General features: G+C 44.7%; 11 protein-coding genes and 1 pseudogene. 1 reads left to right on the forward strand and 11 read right to left on the reverse strand.

Features of this window, described 5'->3' with window-relative positions; translation table 11 throughout:
- Positions 1-172 precede the first annotated feature (172 nt).
- From IH879_05265 to IH879_05315, 11 genes and pseudogenes are all read right to left on the reverse strand, one after another.
- Positions 173-1,219 (reverse strand): peptidase M14, encoded by a 1,047-nt coding sequence (locus tag IH879_05265; GenBank protein ID MCH7674347.1) that lies wholly within the window; start codon positions 1,217-1,219, stop codon positions 173-175.
- Between the two features lie 12 nt (positions 1,220-1,231).
- Positions 1,232-2,074 carry a DUF3667 domain-containing protein gene (locus tag IH879_05270; GenBank protein MCH7674348.1) on the reverse strand — a complete coding sequence of 281 codons (843 nt, stop codon included), beginning with the start codon at positions 2,072-2,074 and terminating at the stop codon, positions 1,232-1,234.
- Between the two features lie 201 nt (positions 2,075-2,275).
- Entirely contained in the window at positions 2,276-4,096 is a 1,821-nt protein-coding gene (locus tag IH879_05275; protein ID MCH7674349.1) for a glycogen/starch synthase, read from the reverse strand.
- 30 nt (positions 4,097-4,126) lie between these two features.
- Positions 4,127-4,626 (reverse strand): annotated as a pseudogene (locus IH879_05280) (DinB family protein).
- 74 nt (positions 4,627-4,700) lie between these two features.
- Positions 4,701-6,056 (reverse strand): sodium-dependent transporter, encoded by a 1,356-nt coding sequence (locus IH879_05285; GenBank protein ID MCH7674350.1) that lies wholly within the window; start codon positions 6,054-6,056, stop codon positions 4,701-4,703.
- Between the two features lie 152 nt (positions 6,057-6,208).
- The gene (locus IH879_05290) at positions 6,209-7,651 is read right to left on the reverse strand and encodes an aminotransferase class V-fold PLP-dependent enzyme (GenBank protein MCH7674351.1); all 1,443 of its coding nucleotides are present in this window, start codon (positions 7,649-7,651) and stop codon (positions 6,209-6,211) included.
- 65 nt (positions 7,652-7,716) lie between these two features.
- Positions 7,717-8,463, reverse strand: a complete 747-nt coding sequence (gpmA, locus tag IH879_05295) for a 2,3-diphosphoglycerate-dependent phosphoglycerate mutase (GenBank protein ID MCH7674352.1) — start codon at positions 8,461-8,463, stop codon at positions 7,717-7,719.
- Positions 8,464-8,558: 95 nt separating this feature from the next.
- Positions 8,559-9,056, reverse strand: a complete 498-nt coding sequence (locus IH879_05300; GenBank protein ID MCH7674353.1) for a ferritin — start codon at positions 9,054-9,056, stop codon at positions 8,559-8,561.
- Positions 9,057-9,527: 471 nt separating this feature from the next.
- A complete protein-coding gene (locus IH879_05305) occupies positions 9,528-11,231 on the reverse strand; it encodes a S8 family serine peptidase (GenBank protein ID MCH7674354.1) in 1,704 nt (567 codons plus the stop codon).
- Positions 11,209-11,559: a hypothetical protein gene (locus IH879_05310; protein ID MCH7674355.1), complete on the reverse strand. Its 351-nt coding sequence runs from the start codon at positions 11,557-11,559 to the stop codon at positions 11,209-11,211. The genes IH879_05305 and IH879_05310 overlap by 23 nt, the downstream gene beginning before the upstream one ends.
- 326 nt (positions 11,560-11,885) lie before the next feature.
- The gene (locus IH879_05315; GenBank protein MCH7674356.1) at positions 11,886-12,329 is read right to left on the reverse strand and encodes a rhodanese-like domain-containing protein; all 444 of its coding nucleotides are present in this window, start codon (positions 12,327-12,329) and stop codon (positions 11,886-11,888) included.
- 313 nt (positions 12,330-12,642) lie between these two features.
- On the opposite strand from IH879_05315, the gene IH879_05320 reads away from it, so the two are divergent.
- The gene (locus tag IH879_05320; protein ID MCH7674357.1) at positions 12,643-13,947 is read left to right on the forward strand and encodes a BamA/TamA family outer membrane protein; all 1,305 of its coding nucleotides are present in this window, start codon (positions 12,643-12,645) and stop codon (positions 13,945-13,947) included.
- Positions 13,948-14,425 lie beyond the last annotated feature (478 nt).

Below are 14,425 nucleotides of genomic sequence, written 5' to 3' on the forward strand. Positions count from 1 at the left end.
TGTCATTTCGAATCTCCCAAATTCTTCCTTTAAAGTATAGTAGTAAGAGAATTGGGGTGAGAAATCTGGTAAAGCAAAGAGGGCTTATAATTCACTTTAGAGGATAACAGATTCCTCCCGAAGCCTGTCCTGAGCTTGTCGAAGGGGTCGGAATGACATTTGTTTAAATTTTTTAATTCACAATCGTTTCCAAACCCAACTCTAGGGCACGAAGCTGCAGCTTGATTTGCAACTTCAGGTCGATAGGATTAATTTCCAACTCATTCAGAGCCGCAGCAATCGATTCTCCCTGCGCTAATTTTAATTTCAACTCAGGCACCTTTTCTTTGAACTCCAAATAAGCCGCCGGCACTCCGGCTTTACTATTGGGAACATCTTTTCCAATATAAAATAAAGGAATCTCGGTCACCAGACACAACGGATCGCCGCCCAATTTTCGTACAAACTCCATAGAGCTGTCGCGAAATAAGGCCACGGTTTGCTCGTCGCCAATCGATTCAAAATAAGCTCGCATGGCCTGTCCCTCGGGAGTTGTGGTAAACCCCGGCCCGATATATTGAAATCCTTTTTCTCCGTTCCGGTCGTGGTCGTGTAATTTTAAACCAGAGTCCAAGATTTTTTGAGAATATTTTTCACGCAGCTTTTGAGTACGGTCAATCCAGTGTTTTTCGATGAGCAAGAACCCGCCGTCCGAAAAGCCCATACCGTGCAGACTCATATGCATGGTAAACGGTGCGTGCGCTTTTAAGAAATCCGCAACCACTTTATTTTCCTTGCGCATGTCCGGGTATCCGAATTCCACATCGCGTCCCGGCGGCTCTCGAAAGGCGTACCGTAAGTAATCTTCGATGTTTGGCCACTTTTTTATCCAGGCTTGATTTTTCGCTTCCCCGTCCGGGTTGATATGCGGGACAATAATAAATTTAAATTCCGAAAAGAGCATTGCGAATCGATCTTTTTGCGCGAGGGTCTGGAAAATAAAAGTACGCAGCATTTCCGGGCCAACCGGTTCATCGGAATGCGCGCCGGCGATGAGGCTGACTGTTTTGGGGCCGTTGCCAAGAATGGCTGCGACTATCGGACGGCCTTGCTCGCTGCTGCCGAGTTCCTGAAAATCTGCGACTTCTGAATTTTCTGCACAGGTTTTTTTGAGAAGGGACCGGACTTCTTCGCAAGTTCTGAAACTTATTTCAGACTTATTTATAATATTTTCGAACACGACAATTTTTTCTTAAAACAACATGATAGTGATGATGACCAGGACCAATAATAAAAATGCGAGAATTGAAAAGTAACTAAGGGATAAAACAAAACTTTTGATGAGCCTCATAAAAAAACTTTCGCTATAGACCCGTTTTAAACCTTGAAATAAGTAAAGAGGAATAAAAACGAGCAAAACTGCACTTAGCTGTGATTCGGTGATAATATAGATCAAAAGCCTTACAATTAAAACCAAAAAAACGAACGCATGAAAATGAATCGCAAAAATCAAATGCGACAAATAAAGTTGCTCCGATCGCCGATAAAGTAATTTTAAAAGCAAGGCAAAAACCGGCATTAGAAAAAACATCAGTTGCGGTAAGCGTTTTACAACGGCTGTATTGATCTGTTTTATATTATCTTCCTGCTGGGCCAATTTTTTCAAGAACTTTTTCTTGGATTTGGCTGCGATTCCTAATGAGTCTGCTACTTGTCTTTTGGGTGTTATCTTTAATGAATCCTGTGTAGATGCAGTTAACTGAGTTTCTTTCGAGGGGCCTTTGGTGAATTTTACAATCTTCACATCGATGGTGCTGAGCATGAAAAAGAGAATAAAACTGATGAAGACGTAAAGTCTAAACGGCGTCACATACCGGAAACGTCGTCCCAGGTTATACTCAACAGTTAGAAATCCGGGCTTGGTAATAAGTGGGATCAGGGTGCGAAAAAATCGCGAGTCGAACGTGAGAGTATTTTCTACAACTTCAGAAACAACCTCTTTAAAAGGGACATTGAGGTTTTTGACTTTCTGACCACAATTGGCGCAGAAAATCCCTGTTAAATTTTCACCGCAGTTGGGGCAAGTTTTGATCATGTTTACATGTTCAAATGAAAAAATAATTGGTTTTCAGGAGTGCAAAAATCAGTTTCCGATTCCTTAATTTTTTTAATAATAAAAAGTCGGAACGTATTTTTGCTGTGCTGAGATAGATCGTAAGAATACGTTCACTTCGCTCACTGATTTTTACACTCCTCAGAGAGAAGTATTCAATACAACCTAAAGGCGGTTTTCAAGTCAGGTTTTGTAAACAGAATAATATTCTTTTGCGCTCGTTTGCCAATCGAAATTCTGTGCTTTCATAAACCCATTCAGAACCATTTCATAATATTTTTCATTTTCTTTTTGATATAATTTTATAGCTCTTTTTAAAATCTTGTAAAGGCTGTCGACCATATCCTGACACCAGGGATTTGTCTGGCGCAGTTCAATGTGGCCGCTTGCTTTCATAAAACTTTTGATGTTTTTCAAGTTGTAATTTCGCTGGGGTTCTTTAAATAAAAAACCGTTGATTTCATGATCAATTTGATCGATTAAGCCGCCGGTCTTTCTGGCGATGACCAGTGTGCCGTTTACCATGTACTCAATCGCGGCGCCAAACGGCTCATAAATAGACGGCATCAGCCCAAACGTACTGCCGATTTGCAGTTCGTGAAATCCCTTCTCCATTCTGATTGGAAAAACAGTGACGTTGCCTTGCGAACTTTTGGCAACTTTCCGGAAGATGACTAAATCTGACTCTCTGACCGGCAGAGGTGATAAAACAACTTTTATCTCGTCCTCTCTGAATTTGTCAATCGCTCGCAAAAAAATATCGAAGCCTTTTTGATTCGGATCCAACCTGCCGCTCATGAGAATGATCGGCACATCTTCCGGGAGGTGAGTCAAAGGCCCGTTCCTGTAAGTCAATTTTCCAAAACGTTGCGGCGGATGGTAGTCATCGAGAATCTTTAAAAGCACAACTCTTTTCTCCAACTTCGTTTTCCGGACTCGATTGATATTTGCTTTGCTTATCTTAGGCGACTGAGCCGGTTTTGCAAATTCGGTGAACTCAGGCGGAAAATCCACAAACATGCCATTATTGACGCCCTTGATTCTGCTTTTCTCAAATATGTTTTGTAGATGCGGCGCGAAATGACCGGTGTGAAGAATATCCTGCTTCAGCTCTTTTGCGAAGTTTTTACTCACGGTGGTAAGTGCACCATCTACGAGACTCAGGCCGATTTTGTGAGCGGTTAAATCGTCCTTTAAATTTTCAGTGATCTTTTTGCTCCTTTCGCTGTCCAAGATCTTTGCCAGAGAATCAAGTTTAAGCCACCCGGAATCGAACGGGTTGTGGAGTGTACACACGCTGGCACAGGATTCTAAAATGCCGTCCAGCATCGCTGTTTTGGCAGTGAGGGCAATCAGAATCGTTTCCCAGTCCTGCAAATGAAAGATAACATTTTTTTCGAATCCGAGTTTTTGCAGAACGAACGGCGCTGCCTTACAAAAAAATAGTGAATTCTTCGTGAGCGCAGCATCGTTTTTCTTCGCCTTTTTCCGGCTGAGCCCCAGTAGATTGTTGATAAAGTAACTGAGGAATGACAGAGGAAAAGAAGCCTCTTCATAATAAATATAGGGGTCTTTTAACTTATTTCTTGCTGCAAAAAACCCGTCTGCTTTTAAATAAAATTCCTCAATGCAGCCGTTGGCCGAATGATTATAATTTTGAACATATTTTAGAATCTCAGCTTTGTGTGATTTGTTATCGAATGGAACTTTGATGGACAGGCCGGTGGGTTTTAACTTATTTGCAGGAATAATATTTGGGTAAAACGGGGTCAGCAAAATGACGTTTGAAATATTATTGACTTCTTTCAGATAAGGCAAGATTTTAGTAGTAACCGCAGCCAGGCCGCCGCTCTTGGCAAACCTGCTTTCGAAAGAGCAGAAAACGGCGCATTCTATTTTTTTAATGCTTTTGATTCGCGATGCAATTAAAGCGATTTCTTTTTGATCAAAAAAGCCGTCAACTGTTTCCGAATTCTTGGTCCAGTAATTGTTTTTTAAATCCATTTTTAATGAACGGCTCTCAGCGTTTAACTCTCAACTTTCACTTTTTTCAAAAACCTCTTCTGAGGTCAGTCCATAAAGGGGCGGCGTCTCAACATTGAGCATCGATAAGTAAAGATAAATTTGGCCGCGGTGGTGAATTTCATGCTCGATCATGGCGCGCATCCATTTCCAGACCGTGATTGGAGTGCCGTTCGGGGTGGTGCATTTTTTCTGCAAATCTTCGTCTCTAATCTTGGCAATAATTCCATAGTCTCCGCATGCATTCTGTTCATGAAATCGAGGATGTTTTCATAACCGTCTGCCAACTCTCTGCTGTGACCGGGGTAACGGCTCGGCTTAAATTGAAAGTTTTCTGCAAACATGTATCTTTCTATAGCCGCTAAGTGTCTGATTAAATCACCAAAAGTGAATTTGCCTTCTTTGTAAGTCCACTCGATTTTATCCGGCGGAATGCAGTTTATCACTCGCAAAGTGCGCTGGCGAATTTTTTCGTAATAGGCTAAGAAGTTTTGCGCTGAGTATATTTCCATTGTAGATTATTTTATCATCATCCATCATTTTATTTTTTATTTGTGACAGATTCGTGCAAATTTGTGGCTACAAATTAAATCGCATTATACCAAATAATTGCAATGGCCAGAGGACAAACATATCTTATAAAAAATCCCCAGAGTTTTGCACCGGAAATCGGCAACCCAAGAAAGTTCTGTTTAAATCCCGGACTGCCTTGCGCAAGCTCTGCAACCGCTTTATCGATGCCCCAGACCCAGCCGATGAAAATGCAAAACAACATCGCGCCGAGGGGCGGGAAAATATCAAACCAGAGAAAAATCATAATCTCCAAAAAACTTTTACCAGCGAAAATTCCGATGCTGGTCAATGCCGGAACGGCCCCGCTGGAAAGCGCCGAGGGAATACCGAGAATGAAAATAAAAGCGCCGACAATCCAGACAATTTTCTTTCGTGGCCAGTTCTTTTCATCAACAAAATAAGCGATTGAAATTTCCAGCATTGAAATGGCTGAAGTCAAGGCTGCAATCGTCAGCATCACAAAAAATCCGGCGCCAATTATATTCCCAAAAGGAAGCTGCCGGAAGATTTCGGGCAAAATAATAAACACGAGCGCCGGCCCTTCATTCGGCGCCTGCCCAAACGAAAACAGCGCCGGGAAGATCATCAAGCCGGCCATTAGAGCGATGACCGTGTCTAAAACAGCAACGCTTATCCCGGCGGAAATGATATTTTCTTTTTTAGAAAGATAGGAACCGTAGGTAAGGATTCCGCCGATGCCCAAACTCAAAGAAAAGAAAGCCTGCCCCATAGCGGTCATAATCACTTTGCCATCGATTTTGGAAAAGTCGGGGTTGAGAAAGAATTTTAGTCCCTCGCCTGCCCCTGGCAGGGTCAGGCCATGAAGGATTAGAGCGATCATTAAAACCAATAGTGTCGGCATCAAAATTTTTGACCAGCGCTCAATGCCATATTGCACCCCTTTATGAACGACCGCCATAGTGAGGCATAGAAAAATCAGGAGTAAACCGATGTTCAGAAGAGGGCTCGAAGCAAAGGCAGGAAAGGGGCTGCCGTCATTGAATAACATTTTGAAGATAAATCCAAAACTCCAACCGGCAATCACTGCATAAAAACTCAAGATAAAAATACCAGCGGCTAAACACAGAATACCCAGTCCCAGCCACGGGCCGTTCGGCCGGATTGCCCGGATGGTACCGATAACATTTTTTTGCTTGTACCGGCCTAACGCAAGTTCGGCAAAAAGGAATGGCAGGCAGATAAAAGCGATACAAAGCAAATAAACAAATACAAAAGCAGCGCCGCCGTTTTGGCCGGTTCGATAAGGAAAGGCCCAAATGTTGGCAAGCCCTATAGCGGAGCCTGAAGTGGCAAGCACAAAACCGAATTTCGAGCTCCATTGACCACGATCGTTATGGTCCGTTTTCATCCCTCCGTTTTAAGTTTTTTTATCTCTGGCAGTCGAATTTAATTTAGCGACTGCTCAAAGACTTGTCAAGGATTTATATTCAAGCGTCGTTTAGGAAAACTATTAATTGGGTGGAATATTTTAGGGGCATAATAATTTATCAGTGGAATTCTTTAATCAGCACGTTCCAAAAGCTTAACCTTCTCCTTCAAAATCTCCAGCGTTAAGTCAATGGTATTCAAATGTGTTCGAAAAGCCAGCACTGCTAAACGCAGGGTAATGTTGCCATCGATAATAGTGGAGGAAATAAAAACCCGGCCGTCCTGGTGAATTTCCTGCACCAGCTTTTGGTTGAATTCGTTCACATCGCCGTGTTTAGGAGTGTAGCGATAGGTCACGACTGAAAGATCGGGGTAAGGGCCGACTTCAAAGCCGATTTCCTGAACCTTTTCATAAAAATATCGTGCCAACCAGATTTTCTCTTCCAAACAGGCTCGAAACGGGGCGAGTCCGAGGAGCTTCAAAGGCAGCCAGAGTCTAAGCCCCCGGAAATGTTTGGTGAGCTCCGGAGAAAGGTCGGCAGGGGAAAGTTCATCGCGGCTGTTTAAAGTGTCCTGAAGATAATTGGGCATGTAATAATGGGTGTCCAGCAGTTTTTGGCGGTCTTTGACCAGCAGCGCGCCGGAGCCATAAGGCAAGAATAAGCCCTTATGTGGATCCATGACAATTGAGTCCGAGGTTTCCATGCCCTTTAAAATTTTTTGTGCTTCATCACATAAAATGAAAAACGCGCCATAAGCGCCGTCGATGTGGAACCAGAGGTCGTGCGCTTCGGCAATTTCGCCAATTTCTTTGAGCGGGTCAACTGCGCCGGTGTCCGTGGTACCGGCCGAGGCGACCACCAGCCAGGGGTTCAGACCGGCTTGCTTATCCTGCAAAATTGTTTGCTCGAGAACTTCGGCTTGCATGCGATATTTTTTGTCAAGCGGCACATATCTGATAACGCATTCTTTCAGGCCGCCAATGCGAATTGCTTTGTCCACCGAATGGTGCACCTGCTCGGAAAGATAAATGACCGACTTTTCCAAATCTTTTGCTTTTAAATTATGGGCATCCCGGGCCGTGACGATGCCGATTAAATTGGCCACACTCCCGCCGGAGGTTAGATTGCCGACCGAGCCTTTGGGATAGCCGATGATCTCAGCCATCCAATCCAGCAACATGTTTTCCATGCGCACGGCTCCAGGCCCGGCAAAGAAAACGCCCGAGTAGCGATTGGTTATAGCTGCCAGGAAATCACCATAAGCCGAATGAGGAATACCGCCGCCGGGAATGTACCCCAGGTGGCCGCCGGAAGCCGGGTTCAGACCGGGTCTGTCAACATTGTATTTTAGAAGATTCAGGGCTTCGTCAATATCGATGGGGGTTTCAGAAATTGGCGAGTCATAGAGACCGATGCCTTTGTCCTCGGTCACGACATAGGCCGGGCATTCATAGATTTCGCTTAGGAATTTGTCGGTATATTTTTTGACTTTGTTAAAGAGGTGATCCCGTTCTTCCGGCAGAGGTTCTAAGGGGCTTGCGAGTCTTTCCAGTTCGTGAATTCGATTAATCATTATTTGGACAGAATTTCAGGGATTTTTTAATTAAAATCATGTGTATCTTGTTCATTCTGTCCAAACTACTTCGCTTTGCCCTGGGCGGCAACCGCTGCCATCGCTTTCTTAACCTGCTCCGGGTCGCCAAGATAATAATGCTTAATCGGCTTTAAAGCAGAGTCCAGCTCATAAACCAGGGGCATTCCGGTAGGAATATTTAACTTGACAATTTCTTCCTCAGAGACTTCATCCAGGTATTTGACCAGCGCCCGCAAACTGTTGCCATGGGCCGCGATGATGACCCTTTTGCCAGATTGAATTGTCGGCGCGATGGTTTCATGCCAGTAAGGAAGAAATCTCGCAACTGTATCTTTCAGGCATTCGGTGAGCGGAAGTTCTTTCTCAGATAAATCGCCGTAACGCGGGTCATTGCCGGGATAATGCGGATTGGATTTTTCGAGAGCGGGCGGGGGGGTGTCGTAGCTTCTCCTCCAAACAAGTACCTGATCATCTCCATATTTCAGTGCGGTTTCTGCCTTGTTCAATCCCTGCAGGGCGCCGTAATGCCGTTCGTTTAAGCGCCAGGAACGGTGCACGGGAATCCACATCAAGTCCATCTCATCTAAGGTAAGCCAGAGGGTTCGTATCGCACGTTTGAGCAGAGAGGTGAAAGCGACGTCAAACGTAAAGCCTTGCTCTTTTAAAACTTGTCCTGCTTTCTGAGCTTCACCAACGCCTTTTTCGGACAAGTCGACATCTTTCCAACCGGTAAATCTATTCTGCTTGTTCCAGTCGCTTTCGCCGTGTCTGAGGAGGACAAGTTTGGTCATTCCTTCAACTCTCCCACCTTAAAAATTGCCACAGAGGCTCAGAGAGCACTGAGAAAAAATTTGTGATTTTTTCAAACCTCTGTGGTAAAAAATCATTACTGCTCCAGGCCTCGTTTAGCCAAAATCCGGTCCATTCGATGCAACGAGGCGCCGTGATCGCCAACCATTTTTAATTGTTCGAGAATATCCCCGGCAGTCTTTTCTTCTTCCACCTGCTCGGAAATAAACCACTGCAGCTCGACCTGGGTGGGGTAATCATTTTCCTTAATTGCGAGTGCATAAAGTTTATTTATCAATCCGGTAACTTTTTGTTCATTTTTCAAAACTTCCTTAAAAATATTCAGGGGTTTGCCGAAAGTTGCCGACGGTTTAGCAATAGCCTGCAAGGTAACTTTCCCGCCGCGGTTATGAACAAAATCAAGCAGCCGCTTAGCATGAGACATTTCTTCTTCATATTGCAGACGCAGCCAGGTTGCAAACCCGCCTAAATTCATGGACTCACAATACGCTGACATGGCAAGGTAAACATACGCTGAATCAAACTCAGCTTTTATCTGGTCATTGATGGCTTTTTCAACTGACTTTTTTATCATTTATACCTCCGTTGATTTTTAATTTTCAAGTTTCAAATATAGTTAAGTGTCACAACAAAAGAAAGAAATTTTTTAGCAGCTTTCGCTTCAGAAGTGTTCAAGTATTAAAGTATTCACCTGTTAAAGTGTTTGAGATTGGGTCGCTTTAACACCTGAACACTCGAAGACACAAACACTTGCTTTATAAAAAAAAGCCCCGCTCCAAAAGAAGCGAGGCTTATAGCCGTTTGAGAGCTCCGAAAAGTCTCTTGCTATCCTAGTTAGGTCTGTGTTTGATTATTTTGAAGCTAACTGGACTAGCAGTCGTTTTCGGAGGTCCCTATTTCTATACTAGATATAGGATCACCTCCTTTAGACAGGGTTCCAACTCGCGTTGAATATTCCCCTGGTCGAATACCCAACGACTAGGTTAATTTCTATTTCAAATATACTCATAAATTTGAAAAAGTCAAATGGTTTTATCGAAAATTTTCATGCTTTTCTTCTGCCAGAACGACTTTTAATCAGGTATAGCGGTAGCAGAAAGAAAATGATATTCAGAGTTGCGTTGACTGTCGTACGTAGAGCGGGATTCTGAATAGATGTGATCTCAGCCGCCCCATCAGCCCCACAGCCGCCTGCTTCCCGAACTTCAAAAGTAAAATTGCTGTCGCGTGTTTCGTTGCCGTCACTATCAGCTGCTTTAACGAAATAGGTAATGGTCGTGCCTTTTGGCTGTCCTGGAATCTCAGCGCGGTAAAGACCATTGCCGATCAGGGTCATAGCATTTGTTGCCGAAGTTCCTCCGGAAACCTGGTATGTGAGCTGCGCTGAGGAAATGCTGGTGTCGTCCGTGATATCTGCATTGACAACATAGGGGCCGGTTTCGTTTTCAGTATTGTCCAGCCGCCTGGTGAAGATGATCGGGTTGGTCGACAAGGCTTTATGGACATTCAGTCTGCCGCCGGTAGCGACTTCACCGGTGTAGGCGGGCTTTCTATCAACCGAGCCGAGCAGACGAATCTTCACCTGGTTGCTGCTAATACCCGGATATTGCGCCCAAATCAATGCTGCGGCCCCACTCACATGCGGAGTTGCCATAGAGGTACCGGAAAATCTCTCATAGCGATTGTTTCTCACGGTGCTGAGAATGTCTGCGCCGGGAGCAGCCAAATCTACGGAATTTTTGCCGAAATTCGAAAACCTGGGCAGGTCGTCACTGCTGGTACTGGCGGCAACAGAAATAACGTTTGGCACTTCATAATTTGCCGGATAGGAAGGAAAACTATCATTATTATCCCCAACTCCATCTGCACCACCATTTCCGGCTGCTGCGACAAACAAGACACCATTGTCATTTGCAAACTGAATGGCGTCTTCCAGTGCCTGGGAGCGCCCTCCTCCTCCCCAACTGTTGCTCAAAACTTTTGCCCCATTGTTGGTCGCGTAAAGGATCGCCCCAATAGCGTCATCCAATGACCCGCTGCCATCTGCGCCCAAAAACTTCAGCGCCATAATTGACACCTCCCAGTTGACGCCAACGATGCCGATTCCGTTGTCGCCAACAGCGCCAAGAGTGCCGGAGACATGGGTGCCATGGTCGTTGTCGTCATTCGGATTGTTGTCATCATTGATGAAGTCCCAACCTCGATAATCATCGATGAAGCCGTTGCCGTCATCGTCGATGCCGTTGCTTTCTTTGCCGTCGCCGCTTTCGCCTGGATTTATCCAGATATTGGCCTCGAGGTCTTCATGATCCAGGTCGACGCCCGTATCGATGACCCCGACTATGTTCGTGCGATCTCCGGTTTGAAGGTCCCAGGCTTCCGGAGCAGAGATTATAGTCAGGTTCCACAGGTCGGAGAATCTTGGGTCGTCGGGGGTTTTAAAAGTACGATAAATGTAGTTCGGCTCCGCGTATTCAATGTTGGGGTCTGCATTGCATTCGGCAACTGCAGTGTGCACAGCTTTGCCTCCGCTGATCGTACACTTGTAGACTGAAATATCACTAAATTCCCGGGCAATCTGAATCCCCGCATTTGACAAAACGCTGTCGATCGATGCCGTGGAAACGTCAGATTTGAATTTGACGATCACTTCTCCCGGGCGAAAAGCAGCCTGTTGCGACTGTGCATTTGTAAGGGCAACACTCAATAAGAATGCCACCCAGATACTAAACATGGATTTGAATTTCATGATAACCTCCTTTGGTTAATGTTTTTGGTGTGCATACACCTGCATATTGGGTTGAACAGTGGGTTTGACGGCCTTCTAAAATAAGACAGAGAAAGGAGGGTAAATCTCTCAGCGAGCATTTTACTCTTTGGGTTCGAGGTGACTGTTGTTGACGACCGGAGAGCATCAATAACATGTTTACATCGAATGGCAGCCACCGCCAGCCCGCCATTTGGGTGCCGCTGAACCAATTTTGGGTAACACTGGATAATTTTGGGGCGCGCACGAATGATTTTCCCGTGCCGCTCAGCCATTTCTGGGTGCCGTCCGGCCATTTAGTATCTGACAAGTTATTTTCTGCATACTCGATGAAAGCATTCGAGCACAAGCTTTTTTGGCAGAATTTGAAATCACAAATATCAAATTCTAAATAACAAGTGCCGACGGCTCGGCATCAAACAAAATCACTGAAAGTTATGCAAGTCAGGAATGCTTTTTGATTTTTGAGCATCTGCCATTTTCAGTGCCGTTATGTTATTGGATAATGTTGGGGGGTTAATAGCAGAGGGGTCGTTTAATCTTAATATGAAGATAATTCGTTCACGCTAGAAAGTCAAGAAAAGGTTTTCGAGAGGTAGCCCGCATTTCATACGGGCCCGCATGGAATGCGGGCTACTACTCTTTGCTCTTCTTCAAGGCTGAATAACCTCTTTCGCCGCCATCTCCATTTTCAACGGGAAAGCCCAATTGCATCCAGCCCTCTTTGAGAACTGTGCCGGACATATCCCGCATGCCGCCAAACCCGCCTTCGACGTTGGCTAAATCCTGGTAACCTTGCTGCGCCAAAATCCGGCAGGCCTCCGCTGATCTGGGTCCGGCTGCACAGCCGATGATCAGTTTCGCATCCACAGGAAAGTTGGCTTCAAGAACTTCCAGAAAATCAGGATTATCTTCGAGCATCTGCGACGACTGGTTCATCTGTTTGATTGGAATATTAATTGCGGGCGCCGGGTGCCCCTGCTCAAATTCGAATTCAGAGCGCACGTCCACATAAACATAATCTTGATCGCTTTCCAATAGATCTTTTGCTTCCTGGGGCGATATATTTTGAATTGCCATCGGGAACTCCTTTTATTCGGTGATTTTAGACTTTTGCAAAACGACCTATTGTGTCATTTCGACCAACGGGAGAAATCTTTTTACGCATATTCTTAATTAAATAGATTTCTCGCAGAGTTTACCTTGAGTTTGTCGAAAGGCTCGAAATGACAAATTAAGGGGTTTGCAGAAGTCCAGGATGACTTTGTTTTAAGTTAAATCTACAAAATGATTTCCCCAACCTCAACAAAACTTGCAATATTTGTTCGATTATTTTAGTTGCTTTTTTTCAACGGGCGGTTAAATTAGGTTCAATTGCAGGGAGGACCAAATCTTGAAAATTCCAAGGTTTTTGAACATTCTGGTGATTTGCTTGGTAAGTTTCATTTTGGGAATCATCGATGCCCAGGCAAATGACACGCTTTATGGCAAAGTCCTGAAAGAAATCCGCATCACGGGGGCGCGCCGAACCGACGTCGATATCATCACCCGGGAGCTGGCTTCGCAAATCGGCGAGCCTTACTTAAAAGTAAATGCCGACAAGGACTACGCGCGGTTAGATAAACTCGACATTTTTAGTTATGTCAAAATTCAACCGCTTGAGGCGGAGGCCGGGGTGGCTCTCGAAATTGAAGTTCAGGAAATATTTCCTTACCTGCCTTTTTTTAGTTATGAAGTCACAGATGAAAACGGCTTTGCCGCAGGCGCGGGATTCCAGTCTGTGAATATGCTGCGACGCGACATCTTTTTCACCGGTTTTGCCAGGTTTGGCGGTGCGACCAACATCGGTATCTTCCTTGAAAATCCCTGGTTCGCCGGCAATCACTTGTCCTACACTTTTGAATTCTTTCAACGTCAAAGATTCAATGAACTCGATCAATTCAATGAAACCTCCACGGAATTTATGCTGGCGATCGGCAGCTACATTGGCGAGAATGGCAGAATCGGCGGGCGTCTCTCTTTCCTCTCAATCGAAAGTGATTCGAGTGGCCGGACGCTTTCCAGCAGCAATCAGGACAATCTGCCAACGCTTGGATTTTTTCTCGGTTACGACAGCCGCGACCTATGGTCAAACCCTCACACCGGCTGGTGGAATGAAGTTGCCATTTCCAAAAGCGGCGGTTTTCCGGGCGCTGATGGCGACTTCTGGTCGATCGACATCGATATCCGTAGATACCTGCCAATTATCAATCGCCACACCCTGGCTCTGTTTTCGCTGGTGACTTTAAGGACCGGTGGTGTGGGAGATGAAATTCCCCTGCATCAGGATTTTCATATCGGCGGTACCAACAGCGTGCGCGGCTGGGAGCTGGATTCGCGCGACGGCAAAAATCAATTCTTGAATACAGCTGAATACCGCTTTACTTTGGTAGAGCCAAAGGTATTAGGCCTGTTTGGGCTCACTCTGGATGTAGGATTACAGTTTGCTGCGTTTGCTGATTTAGGCATTGCCTGGAATCAAAGCGATGAATTTAAGAAAGAAAATTTTATCGGCGGCTACGGATTCGGCCTGCGGTTTTTGGTGCCCTTTGTAAACATGTTTCGCTTTGACTTCGGTTTTGGCGAGCCCGGGGAGAGCTTCAAAGTTCACATCGGTGCTTTTGCAAAGCCGGTGGCGCAGAGAGTTCGAGTGAGGTAATTTTCCTAACAGTTCCTGAAATTATTTCACAGTTGAAGTGATGTTCATCATTTAAAGCTTGCATTTTAATTTAAATTTTCGTAATTATGAGTCCCACCAAATATCCTTTCCGGATATGGGAGACTACCCTGAGTCGGTTTTCCGGTTCAGGGTTTTTTATCTTTTCTCCAGAGAATATCCCCCGAGGTCCGTAATACAAGCCGACAAAACTGTGTTTTTTTAGCAAAGTTTTTGGTTAGCCAAAATAAATACCTATGGAATTGAAGAATCCCACGTGTTTAAAATAAAAAATAATATAGCCACGGATTCACCCCGTGAGATAAAGATATCATCTTACCAGAAACATCAAAGACTTTAATCTAACGGGGTGAACACGGATAAAACTCGATTTAATAAATGGAGCTTTAAATTTCACTTTTTTTACCTACAAAATTTCTACAAATTTCAAATTGCGCTTTTAATGATTCTTTAATTTTTT

The organism is candidate division KSB1 bacterium, assembly GCA_022562085.1.
Lineage (GTDB): Bacteria > Zhuqueibacterota > Zhuqueibacteria > Oceanimicrobiales > Oceanimicrobiaceae > Oceanimicrobium.